This window comes from Enterococcus sp. RTP21361st1_A6_RTP21361_211029 (genome assembly GCF_040910045.1).
Taxonomy (GTDB): domain Bacteria; phylum Bacillota; class Bacilli; order Lactobacillales; family Enterococcaceae; genus Enterococcus_D; species Enterococcus_D gallinarum.
On record NZ_JBDGBK010000017.1, the window covers coordinates 26,767 to 47,874 of the forward strand.

The window sequence follows — 21,108 nt, forward strand, 5'->3', positions numbered from 1 at the left end:
CAAGTCTTTTTTTACGCAGTCCGATTTAAATAATCGTCCTTAGGTACAAATACCTCTGGGGATGTTCGATAAGCAATTAGTAAGATAATTGCCGTGACGATTGCCGTAGCAAGTCCGCTGGCGGTATTCATTACCAGAGAGAAAAGCCAAGGTTTCATCCCCCAGAGAGCATATGCGCCCCAGTAAACCCAACCGGCAAGGAAATGCCAAAAATAACGAGCAAATGCGCCTGTGAATGTTGCTTGTACAAGTAGTCGTTGCACGCTACCCTTCGAACCATTTCTAATCGCCAAATGAATTTTATTTGCATAAAGTCCGGCAAAACCCACAAATGTAAAAGCAAATGGGTACTCAATCAATACTTGAAGAACACTCAAAAACCAGACTTTACCTAATGGGAAATGCAGCAATCCCCAAACCAATCCGGCCATTAATCCTGGCTTCCAGCCTCTACGGATAGCAAATATTGTTAATGGAATCTGTCCTAAAGAAATTGAAAAACTACTTCCAAAGTCTAAAGGAATCAGCGATAGTACCATCGCCAGTGCCGCCATAATCGTTCCCTCTATCCAAATTTTTGTACCATTTCCCACAAAAAAACTCCTCCTTTAGAATCATCACAATTCACAAAGGAGAAGTGTTAGACACTTCAACTCGTCACAATTCCTACGTTCGCATGATCGAAACAGGTACGAAGGGTTTAGAGTACTCTCATTCTCAGCCTTTTCAGACTCCCCTTTGTGATTAGATTCTATTTTATTTTGCTTGCACTGCTGCAAGTCATCTTCAAGAATACCACAAAATAAAAAAAAGAAAAGAAAACTCGCTCTGATAAAAAAAGAAACATCTCAACCGCGTCTAGACGAGATGCTTCTTTTGGGTTATCATTTTTAAATCGATAATTTTGATTCAAACAGTGGACTAACAGGTTTATTCTCATGGATTCGTTTGATTGCTTCTCCCATCAATGCACTAACACTGATTTCGTCAATTTTTTCAGATTTACGATCTTCTGGCAAGAAAATTGAATCAGTAACTACTAAGTGCTCGATAGCTGAATCTTCGATCCGTTGCAAAGCAGGTCCTGATAAAACAGGATGAGTACATGAAGCATAAACACTTTTTGCACCAGCTTGTTTTAATGCGTTCGCTGCTAGAGTAATTGTTCCGGCCGTATCGATCATGTCGTCGATCAAGACACACGTTTTGCCTTCTACGTGACCAATGATATTCATTACTTCAGCAACATTTGCTTTTGGACGTCGTTTATCAATGATCGCAATTGGTGATTTCAAGAATTCTGCTAATTTACGCGCACGAGTCACTCCGCCGTGGTCTGGTGAAACGACTACAACGTCATCTCCTTGAATATCTCTTTCCAAGAAATAATTAGCAATCAATGGTGCACCCATCAAGTGATCTACAGGAATATCAAAAAAACCTTGGATTTGTGAAGCATGTAGATCTAAGGTAACCATACGATTTGCGCCAGCTTTTTCGATCATGTTCGCCACCAATTTAGCAGTGATTGGTTCGCGGGAACGAGCTTTACGGTCTTGTCTCGCATAACCATAGTAAGGCATCACTACATTGATTGTTTTCGCACTTGCACGTTTCAAGGCATCAATCATGATCAGTAGCTCCATTAGGTTATCGTTTACTGGACTGCTTGTGGATTGAATAACATAGACATGTGAACCACGGATACTTTCTTCAATGTTAACTTGAATCTCGCCATCGCTAAATTGGTTCACTGAACACTTACCTAATTCCACACCTACTGCAGCTGCGATTTTTTCAGCTAACGGACGATTAGAATTCAGCGAAAAAATCTTCAATCTTGGATCAAAATAATGATTTGACATGAGAACCTCCACTTTCTTTGCGTTCATCTGGCAAAAAGACTACTAGTTCACCAGAATCTTCTTCCTAGTAAATAGTAGTCATTTTTGCTAAATAAATCAAGTCATTTCGCAGTTTCTTCATTCAAATAAGGCAATTTTTTTGCATAGCCTTCTTTGTTTTCCTGCCTTGCTCGGGCAATCGCCATGCTATGTTTAGGAATATCTTTTGTGATTGTAGAGCCAGCAGCGATCATGGTTTCTTCCTCAATCTGCAATGGCGCCACTAAATTCGAACCAGAGCCGATAAAACAATTGTCTCCGACAACTGTCTTGAATTTATTTTTGCCATCATAATTTACAAAGACGACGCCGCAACCAACATTGATATTTTTCCCTAGCGTTGCATCTCCGACATAAGAGAGATGCCCTACTTTTGTTCCCTCACCGATCGTTGCATTTTTTATTTCTACGAAATTACCAATATGGGCTCTTTCTTTAATGTCTGCTTTTGGACGCAGATGTGCATTTGGTCCGACATCTGCCCCGTTGTAGATTCGACTTTCTTCCACCACAGATGCCTTGATCGTTACATCATCACCGATTTGACTGTCTATGATTTGAGAAGATGCAGTGATGACACAGTCTTCACCAATTTTCGTTGCACCTTTGATGACGACACCAGCTTCAATCAGTGTGTCTGCTCCAATTTCCACGCCATCATCAATATAAGTAGTATCAGGGTCAATCAATGTCACGCCATTGCGCATATGCTGCTGATTGATACGCTTGCGCATCAAACGATTCGCTTCTGCCAGCGCTAATCGATCATTGACTCCTAACGACTCATTGAAATCATCCGTTTGATAAGCAGCTACAATCTTCCCTTCTGCTTTCAAGATCTCAATAATATCTGTTAGATAATATTCCCCTTGTGCATTATCGGTATCTAATTTTGCCAATGCATCAAATAATAATTCATTGTCAAAACAATACGTTCCCGTATTGATTTCTTGGATCATCGCCTCTTCCACAGAGGCATCTTTTTGTTCCACGATTTTTTCTACGACACCCATTTGGTTGCGTACAATCCGACCATATCCGGTCGGATCTTCAGCTTGCGCAGTTAAAATCGTTGCTGAGGCTTTTTGTTCCTGATGGAACTCAAAAAGATTATTCAATGTCTCAGTCGTTAACAAAGGGGTGTCTCCACTGATTACTAACGTTGTTCCCCGTTTTTCTCTTAAGAAAGGCTCTGCTTGAACAACTGCATGGCCAGTTCCTAACTGTTCTGCTTGTAAAGCATACTCACTGCGGTCCCCTAATTGTTGCTTGACCATTTCTGCTCCATGTCCGACGATTGTTACGATTGCATCAGGTTCTGTCTCCACTACGCGATTCATGATATGTTCTACCATAGGTTTTCCGCAAACGGGATGCAAAACCTTGTATAACTTGGATTTCATTCTAGTACCTTTGCCTGCGGCAAGTATAATTGCAAAACGTGATTCCACGTGTTCCACTCCTATCGATTCCGACTGATTGATTTCTGTATATGTCCAGTTTAGCCCAACTAAGGATGGTTTTCAATATATAAGGAAAAACACAACTAGACCAATTAAAAAAGACTGATTCAAAATCAGTCTTTTGTTTCAAAATAATTCCCCGGCACGACCGAGATCGTTTTCGTCTGAGTATCAACGTCTTCAACAAACAGCAGCGAACTATAATCAGAAATAGCACGTTTTCCTTTGAATTTAGCTTCCGCAAAAACCGTTATGCCAACAAGTTCAGCTTCAAATTCTTCGATCAAGCTCTTCATACCGTTCACAGTGCCGCCGCCTTTCATAAAGTCATCTACGACTAAGACTTTGGAACCGCGTTTTAAGCTACGCTTTGATAATTCCATTTTCTCGATTCGTTCAGATGACCCAGAAACATAGTTCACGCTGACTGTTGACCCTTCCGTAATTTTAGAATCTCGCCGAACGATCACAAAGGGAACATTTAAATAATAAGATACCGCTTGTGCGATTGGCACTCCTTTAGTAGCAACAGTCATGACTGCATCAATTTGTTTATCCAGATACTTCGAAGCAATGATACGGCCTACTTGCCGCAGTAGCTCAGGTTCTCCAAGCAAATCCGAGAGATAAACGTAACCACCAGGCAGCAGTCGATCTTGCTCAGAAAGGCGTTCCGCTAACCCTTCAACATAGGCATAGGCTTCTTCTTTTGAAATCTCAGGCACAAAAAAAACACCGCCAGCTGCACCTGGAATTGTATCGAGAGTTCCCGTACCACGTTCTTTGAAGGTCTTTTTGATAATCGCTAGATCTTCACTGATCGATGATTTAGCAGAAGCATAGCGTTTTGAAAAAAATGACAATGAAATCAATTCATGCGGATGATTCAATAAATAATGTGTCATATCTATCAATCGTTCACTTCGACGAATTTTCACACATGCCCACTCCTTTAATTTATTCGTCTTATTATAAGGCTTTTTGCGTATAAATGCGAGCATTATCTTGAAAATCTAAAGAATTGTTCGCTTTTCATTCAATCAAAGAAAAAAAGAAACGAAAAATTTTCGTTTCTTATCGTTTTAACCGTTGTTTTCGTTGGAAAAGAATGACAATACGCTTGACCACATTGATGACTAAAAACAAACCGATAAATACTAATGTGATCGTAGCGCCTGGAGGTGTATCGAGATAAAAAGAGCTAGTCAATCCCGACAGCATACCGAATAGACCAATCAAGACACTGATCAAAATCACCGCATTAAAACTCTTGCCTAAACGCATACTGATTGCAGCTGGCAATACCATAATCGCAGAAATCAGTAACGCACCAGCGATGGGAATCATCATAGCGATAGCAATCCCTGTCAAAACATTAAAAAGCATCGACATTATCCGCACTGGCAAACGGTCTACATGAGCCGTATCCTCGTCAAAAGTCAGGACATACATCGGACGTTTGAATAGAAAGAAGAGAACGAATACAGCTAAAAATAAAAAGCCTAGAAACCAAACTTGATCCTGAGTAATGGTCACGATGGAACCAAAGAGATAGGATTGGATACTGGTCGCTGAGTTTCCTCCACTCAGATTCATAAGGACCAATGCTAATGCCAAACCGCCTGACATCAAAATCGCAATTGAGATCTCTGAATAACTCCGATAAAGTGTTCGTAAATATTCCAAAATGACCGCGGCGATGATTACGATTAATAAGGTCGTGAGATCTGGATTCAAATTAAGAAAAAAGCCTAATGCTACACCAGCTAATGAAACATGTGAGAGTGTATCGGCCATCAAAGACTGTCTTCGGATCACAAGAAACACACCTAGCATCGGTGCGATTCCGGCAATAAAAATTGCAGCCAAAAAAGCACGCCTCATGAATTCATATGAAAGCAACGCCATGGTGAATCCTCCTTTCGAACCAACCGAATTTGTCGATCCGCATACTCCTTAATATCTTCGTGATCGTGGGTGATCATCAAAATCGATTTCCCATGATCGTGTGCATTGTGACGCAGTAATTCATAAAATAAATTTCGTGATTGCTCATCCATCCCTGTCGTTGGTTCATCCAAAATAAATAAATCTGGATCAGTCGCAAAGATACGTGCTAAACTGATTCGCTGTTTTTGCCCTCCGGACAGTTCGCCAATCCGTTTTTTGCGCATTTCCCACATACCTACTGCATCCAATGCTCGCCGAACATGTTCATGATCCCGCTTTGTCAGCTTCTTAAACCATCGGTCTTTCGGATAACGGCCAGATTGGACCAATTCTAAGACTGTACTTGGAAAGCCTACATTGAACGAGGCAATCTGTTGTGGAATATAGCCTACACTTAGCTTTTGTCCTTCTCTGTTTTTGGTAGCCAGTATTACTTCTCCCTTTGATGGTTTCAACAACCCTAATGTTGCTTTAATCAAGGTAGATTTTGCAGCCCCATTTTCTCCTGTTAGAATGACGAATTCCCCATCTTCAACAAAATAAGAGATATCCTCTAATACAGGCTCATCATCATAATAAAACGTTAGTCCTTTTACATCGATATAACGCACAGATGTGCCTCCTTACTTGATACTTTTTTGTAAAGCTTGCAGATTTTCCTTCATTACTATGAGATATGTTTCTCCATCACTAATCTGTTTTTCCGTCAAACTTTCTAACGGATTCAATACAGCCAATTCAACCCCAGTCTCATTCGCTAAAGTTTCCGCGACTTTAGAAGAAGCATTTTCTTCAAAATAGATAACTTTGACTTGATGATCCTCAACATATTCTTTTAGCTCTGCTAACCGACTAGGAGTTGGTTCTTGATCTGGAGATAATCCAGCAATCGATTCTTGGACTAGATCATATTGTTTTGCCAAATATCCAAAAGCGGCATGTTGTGTGACAAATGTTCGATTGACCGCATCTTTCAAAGCAGCAGTGTACTCTTGATCCAATGCGTTCAATTGCTCAATATAAGCAGCGGCATTCTTTTTAAATGTAGCTGCTTTCGTTGGAAATTTCTCGCTTAACTGATCTCGAATCGTTTCAACTTCTTTGATTGCCATTACTGGATCTGTCCACACATGCGGATCTAATTCATGGGTATGGGCGTCTGTCCCATGTTCTGCTTCTGCTTCCGTTTCTCCATGGTCTTCATTTTCAGCTAAATCAATCTCTTTGGCCGCTTCGATCACAACTGTTTTGTCAGTATCGATCGAATCTGTCATTGTTGGCACCCATGTTTCCAATTCCGGACTATTGTACACAAAAGCATCTGCATCCATAATTTTTGCCATATCTTTCGCACTAGGTTCATAATCATGGGGTTCTGTGCCCGCCGGTATAAGCAAAGATACTTTACCTGTATCTCCAACAACCTCTTTGGTAAACTCATACATTGGATAAAAAGTCGTAATAACCTGCAAATCCTGACTTTCTTCTGCGACTTGTTCTGATCCTTTTCCGCAAGCCCCTAATAAAACAGTACTGGTAAGCAAAAATAGAGCTAGTAATTTTTTCATGATGATTCCTCTTTTCTTATTAAAACGGAACTAATCCGATTTATCAGCAAAAATTACTCTACCAAAGGAAACCTCATTCGTCAAGACAAATCGTATGTTTTCCGATTTAGAGCGTTCCTCTGCCAGTAAATCGGAAAACATGGGAAAATTGATTCATATATCCGCTAAGCAAAAAACAGATGTCACATTTTTTGAATGTGTGCATCTGCTTTTTAATTTGTCCTTTTGTTTCCTACTATTTTAATGTGCGAACTAGATAAACCTCTTCACAAAAACCTTTTAAAGCATTATACACTCGCTGAGCCCGTGAGTATTTCTGGCACAAGGCAAAAACAGTCGGTCCACTTCCAGTCATCAGTGCCACATCCGCACCATATTTCATCATTCGTTCCTTGATTTGTTGTACGACTGGATGCTTAGGAATCGTGATCGATTCCAAACTATTTCCCATTGCAGCAATCATTCGTTGATAATCTTCAGCAAGAATTGCATCAGAAAGTTCTTGAATATCTGGATGATGCAACTGATCTAGATCAACTTCTTGAAAAATTTTACCTGTTGAAACACTTAGTCGGGGCTTGACTAAGACCACCCAGCACTGCGGCATCGGGCGCAACGGCGTGACTTTCTCTCCTTTACCAGAGATGAACGCAGTCGTTCCATAAATGCAATAAGGGACATCAGTACCTACTTCCATTCCTATATCGATCAATTCCGGCATCGTCAGACCTAATTGCCATAAGCGGTCCATCCCCCTTAGCGCTGCTGCACAATCTGTACTGCCACCGCCAAGGCCTGCTGCTACAGGGATATTTTTCGTGATCCGAATCAAGATACCTTTATTGATACCATAGCGTTTTTTGACAATACTGGCTGCTTGATATACATTATTGCGTTTATCGATCGGCAAGAAGGCCTTATTGGTTTCGATAATGATTTTATCTTCTTCTAGCTCTTCCATTATCAGACGGTCGGCTAGATCAACACTGGACATCACCATTTCCAATTCATGGTAACCGTCTGCTCGCTTACCCAAAACATCAAGTCCTAGATTTATCTTAGCAGGCGCTTTTTCAATAATTTCCATCTTATTCACCCAATCATCTGATAGTTAACTAGTTCTATCATAGCAGATTCTTTAGAGATAGTTGAGATATTTCTCCTGTTTTTGATCTTTATCAGCTTTTGGGTTGCTCTTTGAAATCGTTCCTCGTAAAATAAGAGTAACAAATTTGATCAAGAAGGCAGGGGAAATTATGGCAAATCTAATTCCTAGAGATCTACCTGGTGGAGAAGAACTATTAGGCAAATTGATGAACAGTTTCTGGCAAGAACGACAAATGAATACAGATATTAAAGAATATGAAGATCATTATGTAGTCAAAGCTGATCTTCCTGGTATAAAAAAAGAAAATATCCGTGTTAGTTTCGTGAATGATACTCTAACAATTTCTGCTTCCCAAATTGAAGAAAGCGAAGAGAAAGATGATCTTGGTCACTACTTGCGTAAAGAACGATCTAGCAGTGCTTATCAACGTGCATTCACTATACCTGACATTGATGAAGAAGCGATCAAAGCACGGTTCGAAGATGGTGTCCTTTCCTTGAATTTACCAAAGGCAAGTTACAAAGACGCGCCAGGTAAGCATATTCCAATCGAATAATTGAATTATCGCAAAAAGTAAAAAAGACTTCAGAAATATCAGTTTCTGAAGTCTTTTTTGTTGTATTTCTACCTTGCCTTACCAGTTTGACGATAAGCTTGTCGAGTTGTTGCTGTGGGTATTTCTTCTTTTTTGACATAAAGCTTCAAACTATAAGGTTCATGATATTTTACATCATTTTTGACAAAATCTCCGCCAGTAATGAACAACCCAACTGGTTCCAAAGCTTTTTCCCCGTTCCAATAAATACGGCCAATTGTTGTTAAGTCACTATAGCTCGTACCAATTTGCAACGAGTATTCAGAATCTGACCGTTGTTTGACAAAGTAGTAGGGATAAAGGGTATTTTTAGGAATCACAAATCCTTGTGCGATAGCATTCGTTGCTAATTCATCTTTTGAAATGAGTTTCTGTAAATAGTCAGCCAATACCAGTTGATAGTCTTCTTCAAAATCAATAACTGCTTTCTCTGTTGATAAACGATCGATTTGTGTGGTGCTAATTTTTTCTCCTTCAATATTGAATACTTCATCAGGTAAATACTTCACAAAAAGCTGAGTAATATCTACCTTAAGATTTTTATCAAAAAAGTAATAAAAAATATTTAGAACCCAGAAATAGAGCAACACGCAGAATCCTATCCCGTATAAAGCCATCTGTAAATAATTTTGATTGAGATAGAGACCATAAACAATACGCAGAATATAAGCCGTTGGAATCAAACTAAGTAATGTATAGGCCCGATTCAAGTATTTAGGACTAATATCCAGATAACCTAAGAACTTATGAATCCCATTGATCATATCTAATAAAAAAGTCATTTATTCACCTACTCATTTTCTTGATCCTCATTGATGACTGCTTCTTGGTCAGCCGCATTCTGATCCTGACTTGACGGCGTCGTTTCCTCGCTTTGCCCGTTCTCTGAAGAAGGGACATCTGTAGCTGGTGGTGTAGAGCTATCCTCTATCGAAGATGAAGGAACAGTTCGCTGATTATTTGTTGTGGAAGATGTAGTGCCTCCATGATCTTCAGCTGATGTTGAAGGTTCTGTGCTTTCAGACACAGATTGACTGTCTACCGATTGCGAGTGACTAACATCGCTGGTTTCGGTCGTTTCAGTAATCTCAGTCGAGTGACTAGTTCCATTTGACTGCCGATAGCTACTGGAATTCACAACACCAGTTGCAGTAGCGATGATGGTTGAAATGGTCAAGAGAGCAATTGGTTTCAAAATAGGAGGTACTTTTCGCATAATTTTCCATCCTTGTCTTGATTCTTATCTTTTTTGCACTCATTGAGTACTTACTTTCTTTATAGTTCTTTCCTTGGAAATGGTCAAGACTACGAAGGATTAACGGAACAGATTTAAAAAAAAGTAAAAATGTTTTCGGTTACAAACAAAAACTAGCTTCTGCTAGGCTCTAAATAAGAAATTCGTAAAACTTTTGTACAGAACGAGTTAACGCAGAGTGATAATCCACTATCAGCTCTTTTAATAAGATCGATTCTTGTAGCTCAAATGGCTCAGTCAATTCTAAAGTGATCCGAGCACCGTCGATGAAATAAGCATAGGACAGTTCATCATCAGACAATTCGGCTAGTTGATTGCTCCACTCTTCGAAGAATTTCTCCGCGAGCACATCTCCAACTTCCTCAAGAACAGGTTGGAGAGTCTCTTCTACTTGATAAAAAGGTCGTGACAAAATAGATGCCGTTGTCTTTGAGTGGGTTGTATTTTGAAAATCCAAATAAAGCAAGTCAATGTAGTCTTCTTCTTCACCTGTTTCTTCCAGCCATAGAATGCCTTGCTTGACCAATGAGACACATGTAGATTCTACTTCCTTTGATAATTCTATAGTAGCATCTTTGAACCTCAGATTCTTTTCGACTATTTGCTCTTCACCCATAAATTGCAAGACAGCTTTTTCAAAAACGAGCGGCTCATCTGTAATAAATAATTGAATTGTTGCCATTTTTTTCTCTCTTTCTTTTTTATCTAATTTATTTTTGCTCTAAACAGATTATTTGTCAGCGGTATGAATCTTCGTTAGCATAGAAATTGAAGATGAATAAAAGCTAATTTTTAAGGAGGAGATTTGATGAGTAAAATTGCCACTATCATTACCGATCTAGTTGAAGATATTGAAGTAACCTCACCAAAAGAAGCACTGGAAAATGCTGGACATGAAGTTGTCATTATCAGTAATGAAGGCGTGGACACTGTCACAGGAAAAAAAGGAACCACTTTTGCAGTTGACGCGTCTATTGATACAATCAATTTTTCCGATTTTGATGCTTTGTTGATTCCTGGTGGCTTTTCTCCAGACCAATTACGTACAGATGAACGCTATGTCACTTTGACCAAAGAGTTTCTGACATCTGAAAAACCAGTTTTTGCTATCTGTCATGGACCTCAACTCTTTATTCAAACCGGATTGACAAAAGAATTAACATTGACTGGCTATGATTCCATTCGTCCAGATTTAACATATGCAGGTGCTACTGTCAAAGATGAGCCTGTGGTGATTGACGACACGCATCATTTGATCACTAGTCGTAATCCTGATGATTTGGATGCATTTAATCAAGCCATTACAACAGCACTTGAAGGCAACAAATAAAGCCTAAATTTTAAACGAAGAACTCACAAATAGGGTGTACGAATATCGTACTCCCTATTTTTCTATCCTTTAGCGATTTTACCTGCTGTTTTTGTTCGCAAGTTCTTTTAATTAATATTTCTATTCATCCATAGAAATGTCAAAACCATCAAATATCTCACCATCATAATATTTAAGTAATTCATCGAGTGATAGCAAAGAAGAAGTCATCTCCTCTTCTTCCGTTTGTTGGTGTTTTTCCCAATAGATCTGATAGGCTTCCGCCAATTGTCGATAGACATCTTTCCGTGAACCACCTTCTGCCTGCAGCATTGGCAATTCTCGAATAAACGCACTATAACAAGGACGACCATCTTGCCAACTGATAGGTAATTCAATCACATGTAGTTGGGCTTCTTCAAACCATCTCTCCATCCCGATCCCTCATTTCTCCCTTTATTATCACGTGAATGATTCAGAAGGTCAAACTTCCTGTCAAAATAGACTAAAAAACACTGGCTACCGATGGCTTATCCATGATTTGGAATAGCAATCGGCAGCCAATGATCATGCAGCTACATAAGCATATTTTTCAATGTTTTGTTTGATCTTCTCAATGATTCTCTGATCCTCTACACCTGTGACTTCTGTGATCACTTGAGAAAGATTAGCTGCTTCCAATAACTCTCTCAATTGTTGACTTTGCTCGTCCTCAGGATCATGATAGTTGAAAATCATACCAATCGTTTCATAGAGATGGAACGGTTGCACATTTCTCATTTGCAATTCAAGGACGGGGCGGATAAATCGTTCTTGTGCGCTTAATTTTCGCAAAGGGGTGCGGGCTACTCGAGCAATAGCATCCGAAATGTAGTTATTTTTGAATCGTTGAATAATTTTTTCAATATACTGTTCATGTTCATCAGGATCAAAATCCCATTTGGCGACTAAAAGTTGACCAGTTTCTTCTAGAACGGATTTCAGCTGAATCACAACTAGATGGTCACGCATGGCTTCATCGATGGTCTCATAGCCTTGTAGAGCTCCTGTATAAGCTACTGTAGCATGACCTGTGTTCACACTAAACAATTTACGCTCGATATAAGGTTTCAGATCTGGTACGTATTGTACGCCTTGTAGACGAAGCACTGATTTCATTGCTGTTTCTTGAACTACCCACTCACAAAATGGTTCTACTTGAACCAACAAAGGATCATCATGTTGTTGCATCGGAACAATGCGATCCACTGCTGCATCTGGAAAACCAACACTATTCTCCAGGTAAGCGAGTTGTTGGCTATACTTTTCTACTTCCTCTTTTAGAAAAGTGGATCCACCGATCATATTTTCGCAAGCGATGACATCAATTGCTTGCTCCTTTTTCTTGATTGCTCGCTGATCCAGCCCTTTTGCAATGAGCGGTGCAATGCGAGGCAATACTGCAGGACCAATGGCAGTGGTTAAAATATCGGCTTCGACAATTGCTTGAACAACCGCATCCGGTTCTTTTGCGTTATTGATTCCTGTCACGTGTTCAATAAAAATCTGTTCGCGGTTCTCATCTGCTAATTCAATTGTATAGGATTTACGTTGCTGAAGCGCAGCAATAATCGTTTCATTTACATCAACAAAGGTTATTTCAAAACCGTTTGCTGCCAAAATCTCTCCGATAAACCCTCGACCAATATTCCCTGCACCAAAATGAACTGCTCTCATCTTTTTCCCCTCCTATGCCACTGTTAGATTAGCGGCGACTTCTTCTTTGCTCAAAGCATCCGCTAATTCGACCACATTATCGATATCGCTACAGAAGAGAGCGATTTGTTGTACCAACTGCAAATGATCTTCACCTATTCCAGCAATGCCAAATAATACCGTAACGATTTTTTCATCCTCATCTGTCCCGAAATTTACGCCTTCAGGCACTTGAACAATGCAGATACCAGATTTTTTGACATATTTTTTTGCTTCATCTGTCCCGTGTGGTATAGCTATGAAATTCCCCATGTAGACAGATAACATTGCATCTCGTTCGATCATAGCGTTGACGTATTCCGGATCAACATATCCGGCCTCAACAAGTTTTTTCCCACAATAACGAATCGCTTCTTCTTTGTTCGCAAACTGTTGATTCAGCTCAATCATTTCTTTTTCTAATAGTTTCATTTTTCTTCCTCCTTAAAGAGCTTCTTTAAGTGTTGTGATTACACGCTGGTAGTTTGACGTTCGCATCAAATTGCTGACAGATAGATGGACTGCATCTGGTGCTAGCGACCGCGCTTGCTTTGTCAGCTCTTCTTTGGTAATTACCAATGATGAAGCATCCGCTTTTAGATTATCGATATGAACCTTTTTAAGTGATAAAGAGAGAGATTCTTTCGCTAATAAGTCTTGAAAAACCTTTCTCGCCATGGTCGCTGAGCCTTCACGATCGTCATGGGCAAGAATAACTTCATGAATGCCCTTTAATTCCTCTAGAGGCAGTGGCTTATAATTTACTGCTTTCGTTTTTTTCTCTTCCTCAACTCCTGAGCCTGACAATGTGGCCACGATCTCATTATATTTAGGAGAATTCAAAAAATTTTCTACAGCAACAAATGTTGCATTTGGTGCTTTTAATTTTGCCCGCTCTTGTAACTCTTTTTGTGTCACAATCAATGTATGCGCATCATCTGTCAGATTATTGATTGCTTGATTAGTGACTTGTTGAGCCAAACCAGCATCTTTAACTTTCTTACGCAAAATGGAAGCCCCCATTGCACTTGAACCCATACCAGCATCGCAGGCAAAAATAATCTTCTGAATGCCTGTTAACGATTCTAGAGCCACTCCTTTTGAACGCTGTTTTGCTTGGTGTATTTCCTGTACCTTCTCATCAAAATTATCTACAGTGTCTTTGGCATCGGCTTTTAGAATTGCTGCCGCCACAAGAAACGATATGGTTGCTCCAACAGCAATCCCTGCTAAAACAGAGACGACACTCATCACCGAATTCAACGGTGTCATCGCTAAAATAGCAATAATCGAACCTGGAGAAGCTGGTGCCCTTAAACCTGCACCTAATAATTGAAAAGTGAAACTCCCAGAAACACCTCCTGCAATAACAGCTAAAAACATTAATGGCTTCATCATCACATATGGGAAATAGATTTCATGAATACCACCTATAAAGTGGATAATGATTGCTCCTGGAGCAGATGATTTTGCCGCGCCTTTGCCAAAGAAAGTGAATGCTAATAAAACACCTAATCCAGGCCCTGGGTTTGCCTCTAATAAATATAGAATTGATTTACCAAACTCGCTTACTTGTTCCGTACCTAATGGAGTCAGAATTCCGTGATTGATGGCATTATTCAAAAATAGGATTTTGGCAGGTTCAATAAAAATATTTGCTAATGGAATCAGATGTGCATTGACAATCACTGCAACGCCTGCTGCCATTACTTCTGTCAATGTGTTTACAACAGGTCCAATGACAACAAAGCCTAACAGAGCCAAAGCAAAACCTAGAAGACCCGCAGAAAAATTATTGACTAGCATCTCAAAGCCTGCCCGCACTTTATCTTGAAAAAATTCATCAAACTTCTTAATCGTATATCCGCCTAATGGCCCCATAATCATTGCACCTAAAAGCATTGGGATGTCTGTTCCCACAATGACCCCCATTGTAGCGATTGCCCCAACAACTGCGCCCCGATCTCCAGCAATTACTTTCCCGCCCGTGTATCCAATCAGTATCGGTATTAGATAAGTCAGCATCGGACCGACCATTGAAGCAAAGGATTCATTTGGCAGATAGCCATCTGGAATAAAGAGAGCCGTTAACACGCCCCATGCAATCAATGCGCCAATATTGGGCATTACCATACTCGACAATGTACTACCTAGTTTTTGGACCCTCGACTTTAAAGACGCATTCCTGTCTGCTTGTACTTGTTCCATCTTCATTCTCCTCCCAACTTGTTTTTACACCTTGATTGTAGGCGCTTTCCGAAAGCTTCGAAAGTCGTACTTTGTCACAGGAAACTGTGCCAAAATTTGTCTCTTATCTACAAAAAAAAGCCATGCATAATGCATGACTAATCAATAAATGCCCTTTTCTACTCTTCTAGCGATAGTATTTTTTGGATTTCCTCTATTGTAGCGGCGTCGCTTAATAGTTTTACATTTTGGATATCTGAACAAAAAAAAGCAATTTCTTGCAAGCATGACAACTGCTTTTCTTTGAGAACAACCACAAACAGAATCGTAGTAACCTTTGATTCTTTTGCATCGCCAAAATCGACACCGTCTGGTACTTGAACAAGACAAATCCCTTCTTCATTAATCCATTTGTCTGCCTCTTCTTCTCCGTGAGGCAAGGCTACAAAGTTTCCTATATAAACACCATATTTTTTGTGTCGCTGAATTAAACTGTTTATATACTGAGGTTGAACCATTTTTTGGTCTACTAAGAATGTACCTATCTCATGCAATGCTTCTTCTGCACTTTGGAATCGCTGATCTAACAAAATATGTGTTGCTGGAATATCCACTATTTTCTCCTCCCCATTATTGTTTGATTTCTTCAATCAAAAGCGTAGCAAGCAATTGATAAATGATGGAAAAATTTCCTGAATTAAATATTTCTGTATTGAGATCATTCATAATGATGGAACCGCTAATCCTCCCTAAGATTTTACTGCTTTGCTCATCGATTGGATAAGGAGCGAGCATAACTAACAAGCGAGTTACGTTAATCTCTTGTTTATCCATCGCATAAAGTGATAGTCCTTGTGATAAATCAAAGATTTTGAAAACTGGTTGCAAAATTTCTGTACTTGACGCATGAAAAAGGGCAAAGTGAGTCTTCGGTATTCCAACAGGGGCTTGTAAATAGCGCTTCACTAATTTATTGGCTACTTTTTTTCTGTCTTGCACTAACGCTTTGGAAAAATGTTTCATCACTTCAGATAATGTTTCTTCTAAGTTGGGGCCATTGTCAATCGTTTGAAGAGTAAACAATTCTAATAAGCGGTTAATCTCCTCAATAAATGCTAGAACATCTTCATAGGTATCTTCCCTAGTAGAAACTGGCGTAGGTATTGCATGAGAAAGTCTCTTTTTCTGACTAAGCAGACGAAATTCTTCTTTTAGTTCCTGAATGTCTTCTTCCAATAAAATAGGAGATACTAGCTTATATTTTCCTCGATAACCTGGCAACAAAGATGTGGAAATCACCAAGTCGTAGTTGCCCTCAATTTTATCCTGTTCGATATCCCCCACACGGAAAAAAGTAATTTTATTGATAAATGGAAATTGCTTTCTTAGCTGCATCTCTAACAAACTAATTGAAGCCAGTCCGCTTGGTGATACACCTGCAATATTGACTTCCATCACTTTAGGATTCTTTTCTAATGAGTTTGCGAAGTGCAATACCATATAGGCAATTTCTTCTGTTGAAAACTGCTGTTGTGGGAAAACAAGCGGTAAGCTTAAACGGATTGCTTCTGCAATTTCCTCATATTGTTTCATTATTTTTTCTAAAATTGGATTGTTTAGATGGTTCTCTTCCAAAATCGCTCGGGTCATTACCCCAGAAATATGTGTTAGCAACATTTTATATAAAATTTCATCTTCAAAAAAATCAACCTCAGTGTGCTGGCTAATCAGTTCGATCAACCGTTTTACCTGATATGCCAAAGTTGTATCAAAATTCTCTTCAAAAAAATCGCGGTCAAAAGAATTAGAAAAATCCCCTAATAAAATCGCAAAAAAAACTATTTCATTAACCGAATACAACCGCTTCGTTTGTTCAGCAACTTGAGCAAAAATCTGTTTAGCTACCTTTAGCAAATCTTTGTTGATTTGACTTGGATAACTTTCTTCCTCTACTGAGAATCCTGTTGCTACTCGCTCCATGGCTAAAGCAAGCATAATACCAATAAAAGCCAACTTGCGATCACTTAACTCAGGATATTTAGATTCAACCACTTCTCTTATAAGATCTTGCGCTAAAATCAAGTACTGTTTTTCAATAAACTCAAATAAAAAATGCGCCGTTTGTTCTGCTTCAGGAAAATGAAAAAACTGGTATTCATTTATTTCCATCATCAACGTATTCGCTGCTACTAAACGTCGATGTTTTTCTGGTCCTTTGAGCTCATATCCTTGATTACGGACAATTGTCAACGGAAGACGCGCCAAACTTTCTTCTAATTGTTTAATATCAGAAAAAAAAGTAGTATTACTGATTTGATAGAGCTCTAAAAAACGATGGCTACTAATCGGCTTAGCAGTAGTTGCTAATTGCAGCAAAATCCTATGTTGTCGCTCTATTGACGCAAACTCTTGGGATGGATCAGACATAATTGCTTCTTGCAGCTGAGTGATACTATTCCCGACAATGACTCGAAAATGTCCACGACCTTCTTTTTCTAAGGATGCCCCTACAGTACGCAACGAATTCTCTAAATTGGCTAATTCGCGGTAGACAGTCCGCTTACTTACTTTCAAAAGCTGCATCATTCGGTCCATAGAAACAGGACTGTTACTGTTCATTAGCTCAGTCAACAAAATAGTTTCACGCTTAGTCAAGAACATAGGCGACTCCTTCTGTCATCAATTGACGATATTTGGAAGTTGTCACTAAATCATCGACAACTAAGTGGGTGACATTTGTTAATGCAGCCATTTGCTGAAAATCTTTTTGAACGATATATAATGCCTCTGGATTAAACTGGGTTGTCTCAATATCTTCTTTCTTTACCTCAATAGGTATGGCTAATTCATTGGCAATTTTACGAACGATTGCAACAGCCATCGTTTGAGCGCCTCTTTTCTTGCCTTCATACAAAAAAATCAATGTTGGGATTTTTTCCCCAACTTTAAAAGAAACATTTGCTACCGTTTCTTGCTCTTGCTTTAAAAGTTTAACTAGTGTTTCATACTCTGATTCCGCTAAAAAGTTACTCAAGAAGTAATGTTGTGCTTGAGGTGTCTTTGTTTGAGCTAAAGCACCAAGCCCTGATTGGGTAATAACTAAAAGATCTTCTCCATCCTTCAACTGATAAATTGAATTATAATCGACAGGTATGGAAATGGCTGCTTCTTCTAAATGTTTAGTTAATAAACTTGCCCCAATTGCGCTAGATCCCATCCCCGCGTCGCATGCAACGATAATTCTCTTTACTTTATCCATACATATTGTTCCTTCCGTACTTTTTTCATTCACTGAGTGATAGGTCAAAACAAAATAGGCAACAAAAAAAGAAACAAGCGTGCTTACCAATACTCCAGCTAATACGCCTGACCACATGTGATTTGGCGTATTTGTTAAGATAGCCAAAATAGAACCTGGTGAAGCCGGTGATCGTAAGCCAACTTTACTCAATTGAAAAATAAATGTACCAGTAGCTCCACCTAAAATCGGTGCGATAATCAATAATGGGTTCATTAAAATAAATGGGAAATAAACTTCATGAATACCTCCTATTGCTTGCACAAATGCAGCAGCAGTCGCCCCATTTCTTGCTTTTTTAGAACCATACCTCATACATGCAAACAAGACGCCTAAACCAGGACCAGGATTGGCTTCAAGCAGAAATAAAATCGACGTTCCATGAATACTGGCGCCTTCAACACCCAACGGCGTAAATAGACCATGATTGATAATATTATTAAAAAAAAGAACCTTTAGTGGCTCCAGAAAAAGATGAATAGCAGGAAATAAATTCTGCTTGAGAAAAAAATCAACTAAATGATAACTTTGTTGACTAAGCTGATCGAGCAAAGGGCCAAATACAAAAAAGTTACATAAAAATAGAAGACCTCCAATTAAGCCTGCAGAAAAATTACGAAAGAGCATCTCATAGCCAGTCTTTACTTTTCGAGAAAAGATATGATCAAAGAATCGAAGCATACCACCCGTTAGCGGACCGATAATCATTGCTCCAAAAACTTGTGGAAATTGAGAGGTTAAAATCATCCCTAAAATTGCAATTGCTCCTGAAACTCCACCTCTTATTGGTTCAACCATTTTTCCGCCAGTGTAAGCAAGCAATATTGGTAAGAGAAAATGTAAAATAGCTTCTTCTGACTTGATCAACCCCCCCTGATCCGCATGTAGTACGGGTACGGCAAACGCAATGACTGCCCATGCAATAAAAATACTTACATTTGGCATCATCATATCAGAAAAATAATGAGTATAGAGTTTTAAAAATTGAATTGTTTGTCCTCTGTCTTTTATTCCCTTCATCCTCCTCACCTACCTAACACTAGTATAATTTGGTTTTCTCTAAAAAGGAATAACCATAGATTATGCTTCCTCCTTTTGAATGTACCAAAAAAGCTGACGAAAAACGTCAGCTCAAGTTATTGCCTTATTTTTACCATTTTTTATTTAATTAACACGCACAGCAAAACTTGGTGCGTAATAAGAGTAGCTGCTAACTGAAACGCTTTGTCCAATGGTAGGTGCATGAATGTATTGTCCCCCACCAAGTGCAATAGCCACGTGGTGCGTACTTCCGCGCGATCCCCAAAATAATAGGTCACCAGCTTTTGCTTCATTGATTGAGATAACCGTGCCAGAATACTCTTGATCATAGGTCACACGAGGTAATGAAATTCCTACTTTTGCAAACACATATTGAGTAAAACCAGAACAATCGAATCCGTTCGGTGTCGTTCCGCCCCAGACATATGGTGTACCAAGATATTTCATTGCTTCTGAAACAATTGCTGACCCGTTTACAGATTGTGAAGGAACGTTTGTATTGTTTTCTGGTTTATTTTCAGGCTTATTTACAATTGTTTCTTGTTTTGGTGTATCATTTTCTACTGAGTCACTTGTTCCGGTACTGTTAGTACTGGAAGATTCATTTGTTGAGCTTGATTCATTTGAGCTTGACTCATACGACGAAGTTGATTCGCCTGTTTTTGTTGTACTACTTGTGCTTGATTCGGCTTGCGCAGCTTCTTCACGTTCTCGAGCTGCTTTTGCCGCTTCTTTTGCGGCAGCAATTCGTGCCTGTTCAGCCTGATAGCTTTCCTTTTGTTTTTCTAGGTCGGCTTTTTCATCTTCTTTAGATGATTGTTGCAAAGCAAGATCTGCTTGCAAAACATTCAAGTCTGCTTGCTTCGATTGAAGTGCTCCTACTTGTTTCTCAAGTTCAAGTTGATTTGCTTCAATTTCTTTTAGTTTTTTATCATTTTCATTTTTTTTCGTTTTAACCGTTTCTTGATCCGCTTTTTGTTGTTGAACCAATTCGTTATTAGCACTAACAATCGTCGTCATAGCTTGAACGCGACCGATAGCATCCGTTAAAGAATCTGCTTCAAGAACGGCATCGATAAAATTGGTGCTTTGTCCATTCACTTGGACATCTCTTGCTTGTTCTTGAATCGCTTTTTCCCGTTTTTCAATACGAACATTCAAGTCGTCGATTTCTTTTTGTAATTTTTCTGAATCAGCATGTAAAGTAGATTGTTGCGTCAATAATGCTTCAGCTTTTTCATTGATAGCTGCAACATCATTTTCCAATGCTTTGATTTGTGCTTGAGCATCAGCTTGTTGATTTTTTAGGTTACTGATTTCTTGATCTTTTTGTTCGATTTTGCTATCAAAGTCGTCTGCCGCGACAAGTGTTGGTGCTACAACTGAAGTAAGCGCAATGGAACTCACTAATATTACTGATAGAATACGTTTTTTCACCCTTCATTCCTCCGCCTGACTTTTCATTGAAAGTTTAAGTTAATTTTAAAATATATAAGAATATCTAAAGTCTTTTTACGATAAAACGATTGTAACATAGATACATGTCAAGCAGATAAAAAGAATGTTACAAACAGATTTCAAATAATCTACCAGATTCGATACAAAACATAACAAAAAAAGGCTCTATAATTTATGGGACTGATGAATCAGAATTGATTCTTCAGCCCCATTTTTATTTTAGGTATTAAAAAACATA

21 protein-coding genes and 1 riboswitch are annotated in these 21,108 nt (G+C 39.0%); of the genes, 2 read left to right on the top strand and 19 right to left on the bottom strand.

Features of this window, described 5'->3' with window-relative positions; translation table 11 throughout:
* Nucleotides 1-11: 11 nt before the first annotated feature.
* The 8 genes from thiT to ispE form a co-directional block, all read right to left on the bottom strand.
* Entirely contained in the window at nt 12-593 is a 582-nt protein-coding gene (gene thiT, locus AB5Z52_RS04900; protein ID WP_003128834.1) for an energy-coupled thiamine transporter ThiT, read from the bottom strand.
* 53 nt (nt 594-646) lie between these two features.
* Nucleotides 647-748, bottom strand: a riboswitch (TPP riboswitch).
* Nucleotides 749-890: 142 nt separating this feature from the next.
* Nucleotides 891-1,865, bottom strand: a complete 975-nt coding sequence (locus AB5Z52_RS04905) for a ribose-phosphate diphosphokinase (protein ID WP_003128833.1) — start codon at nt 1,863-1,865, stop codon at nt 891-893.
* Nucleotides 1,866-1,966: 101 nt separating this feature from the next.
* The gene (glmU, locus tag AB5Z52_RS04910) at nt 1,967-3,355 is read right to left on the bottom strand and encodes a bifunctional UDP-N-acetylglucosamine diphosphorylase/glucosamine-1-phosphate N-acetyltransferase GlmU (RefSeq protein ID WP_003128832.1); all 1,389 of its coding nucleotides are present in this window, start codon (nt 3,353-3,355) and stop codon (nt 1,967-1,969) included.
* 125 nt (nt 3,356-3,480) lie between these two features.
* Nucleotides 3,481-4,305, bottom strand: coding sequence for a pur operon repressor (gene purR, locus AB5Z52_RS04915; protein ID WP_003128831.1), 825 nt, complete (start codon nt 4,303-4,305; stop codon nt 3,481-3,483).
* Between the two features lie 136 nt (nt 4,306-4,441).
* Nucleotides 4,442-5,275 carry a metal ABC transporter permease gene (locus AB5Z52_RS04920; protein ID WP_003128830.1) on the bottom strand — a complete coding sequence of 278 codons (834 nt, stop codon included), beginning with the start codon at nt 5,273-5,275 and terminating at the stop codon, nt 4,442-4,444.
* Nucleotides 5,248-5,928: a metal ABC transporter ATP-binding protein gene (locus AB5Z52_RS04925; RefSeq protein ID WP_003128829.1), complete on the bottom strand. Its 681-nt coding sequence runs from the start codon at nt 5,926-5,928 to the stop codon at nt 5,248-5,250. Before AB5Z52_RS04925 ends, AB5Z52_RS04920 begins: the two co-directional genes overlap by 28 nt.
* A gap of 12 nt (nt 5,929-5,940) precedes the next feature.
* On the bottom strand, nt 5,941-6,885 hold the full coding sequence (locus AB5Z52_RS04930) for a metal ABC transporter substrate-binding protein (RefSeq protein WP_005469746.1): 945 nt from the start codon (nt 6,883-6,885) through the stop codon (nt 5,941-5,943).
* A gap of 235 nt (nt 6,886-7,120) precedes the next feature.
* The gene (ispE, locus tag AB5Z52_RS04935) at nt 7,121-7,972 is read right to left on the bottom strand and encodes a 4-(cytidine 5'-diphospho)-2-C-methyl-D-erythritol kinase (protein ID WP_003128827.1); all 852 of its coding nucleotides are present in this window, start codon (nt 7,970-7,972) and stop codon (nt 7,121-7,123) included.
* 169 nt (nt 7,973-8,141) lie between these two features.
* Between ispE and AB5Z52_RS04940 the strand changes: the two genes are divergently transcribed.
* Nucleotides 8,142-8,549, top strand: a complete 408-nt coding sequence (locus AB5Z52_RS04940) for an Hsp20/alpha crystallin family protein (RefSeq protein ID WP_005469744.1) — start codon at nt 8,142-8,144, stop codon at nt 8,547-8,549.
* A 68-nt stretch (nt 8,550-8,617) separates the two neighbouring features.
* Here AB5Z52_RS04940 and AB5Z52_RS04945 read toward each other — a convergent pair whose 3' ends face one another.
* The 3 genes from AB5Z52_RS04945 to AB5Z52_RS04955 form a co-directional block, all read right to left on the bottom strand.
* The gene (locus tag AB5Z52_RS04945) at nt 8,618-9,370 is read right to left on the bottom strand and encodes a DUF6681 family protein (protein ID WP_005469742.1); all 753 of its coding nucleotides are present in this window, start codon (nt 9,368-9,370) and stop codon (nt 8,618-8,620) included.
* Nucleotides 9,371-9,378: 8 nt separating this feature from the next.
* Nucleotides 9,379-9,804, bottom strand: a complete 426-nt coding sequence (locus AB5Z52_RS04950) for a hypothetical protein (RefSeq protein ID WP_288551594.1) — start codon at nt 9,802-9,804, stop codon at nt 9,379-9,381.
* Nucleotides 9,805-9,973: 169 nt separating this feature from the next.
* Entirely contained in the window at nt 9,974-10,525 is a 552-nt protein-coding gene (locus AB5Z52_RS04955; RefSeq protein ID WP_005469738.1) for a hypothetical protein, read from the bottom strand.
* A gap of 126 nt (nt 10,526-10,651) precedes the next feature.
* On the opposite strand from AB5Z52_RS04955, the gene AB5Z52_RS04960 reads away from it, so the two are divergent.
* A complete protein-coding gene (locus AB5Z52_RS04960; protein WP_029487366.1) occupies nt 10,652-11,173 on the top strand; it encodes a type 1 glutamine amidotransferase domain-containing protein in 522 nt (173 codons plus the stop codon).
* Between the two features lie 120 nt (nt 11,174-11,293).
* On the opposite strand, the gene AB5Z52_RS04965 is transcribed toward AB5Z52_RS04960, so the two are convergent.
* The 8 genes from AB5Z52_RS04965 to AB5Z52_RS05000 form a co-directional block, all read right to left on the bottom strand.
* On the bottom strand, nt 11,294-11,587 hold the full coding sequence (locus tag AB5Z52_RS04965) for a hypothetical protein (protein WP_208787682.1): 294 nt from the start codon (nt 11,585-11,587) through the stop codon (nt 11,294-11,296).
* Between the two features lie 132 nt (nt 11,588-11,719).
* Nucleotides 11,720-12,868 (bottom strand): mannitol-1-phosphate 5-dehydrogenase, encoded by a 1,149-nt coding sequence (locus AB5Z52_RS04970; protein ID WP_003128816.1) that lies wholly within the window; start codon nt 12,866-12,868, stop codon nt 11,720-11,722.
* Between the two features lie 12 nt (nt 12,869-12,880).
* Entirely contained in the window at nt 12,881-13,318 is a 438-nt protein-coding gene (locus tag AB5Z52_RS04975; protein ID WP_003128815.1) for a PTS sugar transporter subunit IIA, read from the bottom strand.
* A 12-nt stretch (nt 13,319-13,330) separates the two neighbouring features.
* Nucleotides 13,331-15,094: a PTS mannitol transporter subunit IICBA gene (locus tag AB5Z52_RS04980; protein WP_021150857.1), complete on the bottom strand. Its 1,764-nt coding sequence runs from the start codon at nt 15,092-15,094 to the stop codon at nt 13,331-13,333.
* A gap of 158 nt (nt 15,095-15,252) precedes the next feature.
* Nucleotides 15,253-15,690, bottom strand: coding sequence for a PTS sugar transporter subunit IIA (locus tag AB5Z52_RS04985; protein ID WP_029487365.1), 438 nt, complete (start codon nt 15,688-15,690; stop codon nt 15,253-15,255).
* A gap of 13 nt (nt 15,691-15,703) precedes the next feature.
* Nucleotides 15,704-17,734: a BglG family transcription antiterminator gene (locus AB5Z52_RS04990; protein WP_288551593.1), complete on the bottom strand. Its 2,031-nt coding sequence runs from the start codon at nt 17,732-17,734 to the stop codon at nt 15,704-15,706.
* Entirely contained in the window at nt 17,721-19,391 is a 1,671-nt protein-coding gene (locus AB5Z52_RS04995; protein WP_041120311.1) for a PTS transporter subunit EIIC, read from the bottom strand. Before AB5Z52_RS04995 ends, AB5Z52_RS04990 begins: the two co-directional genes overlap by 14 nt.
* A 144-nt stretch (nt 19,392-19,535) precedes the next feature.
* Entirely contained in the window at nt 19,536-20,849 is a 1,314-nt protein-coding gene (locus tag AB5Z52_RS05000; protein WP_288551592.1) for an NlpC/P60 family protein, read from the bottom strand.
* Nucleotides 20,850-21,108: the final 259 nt, after the last annotated feature.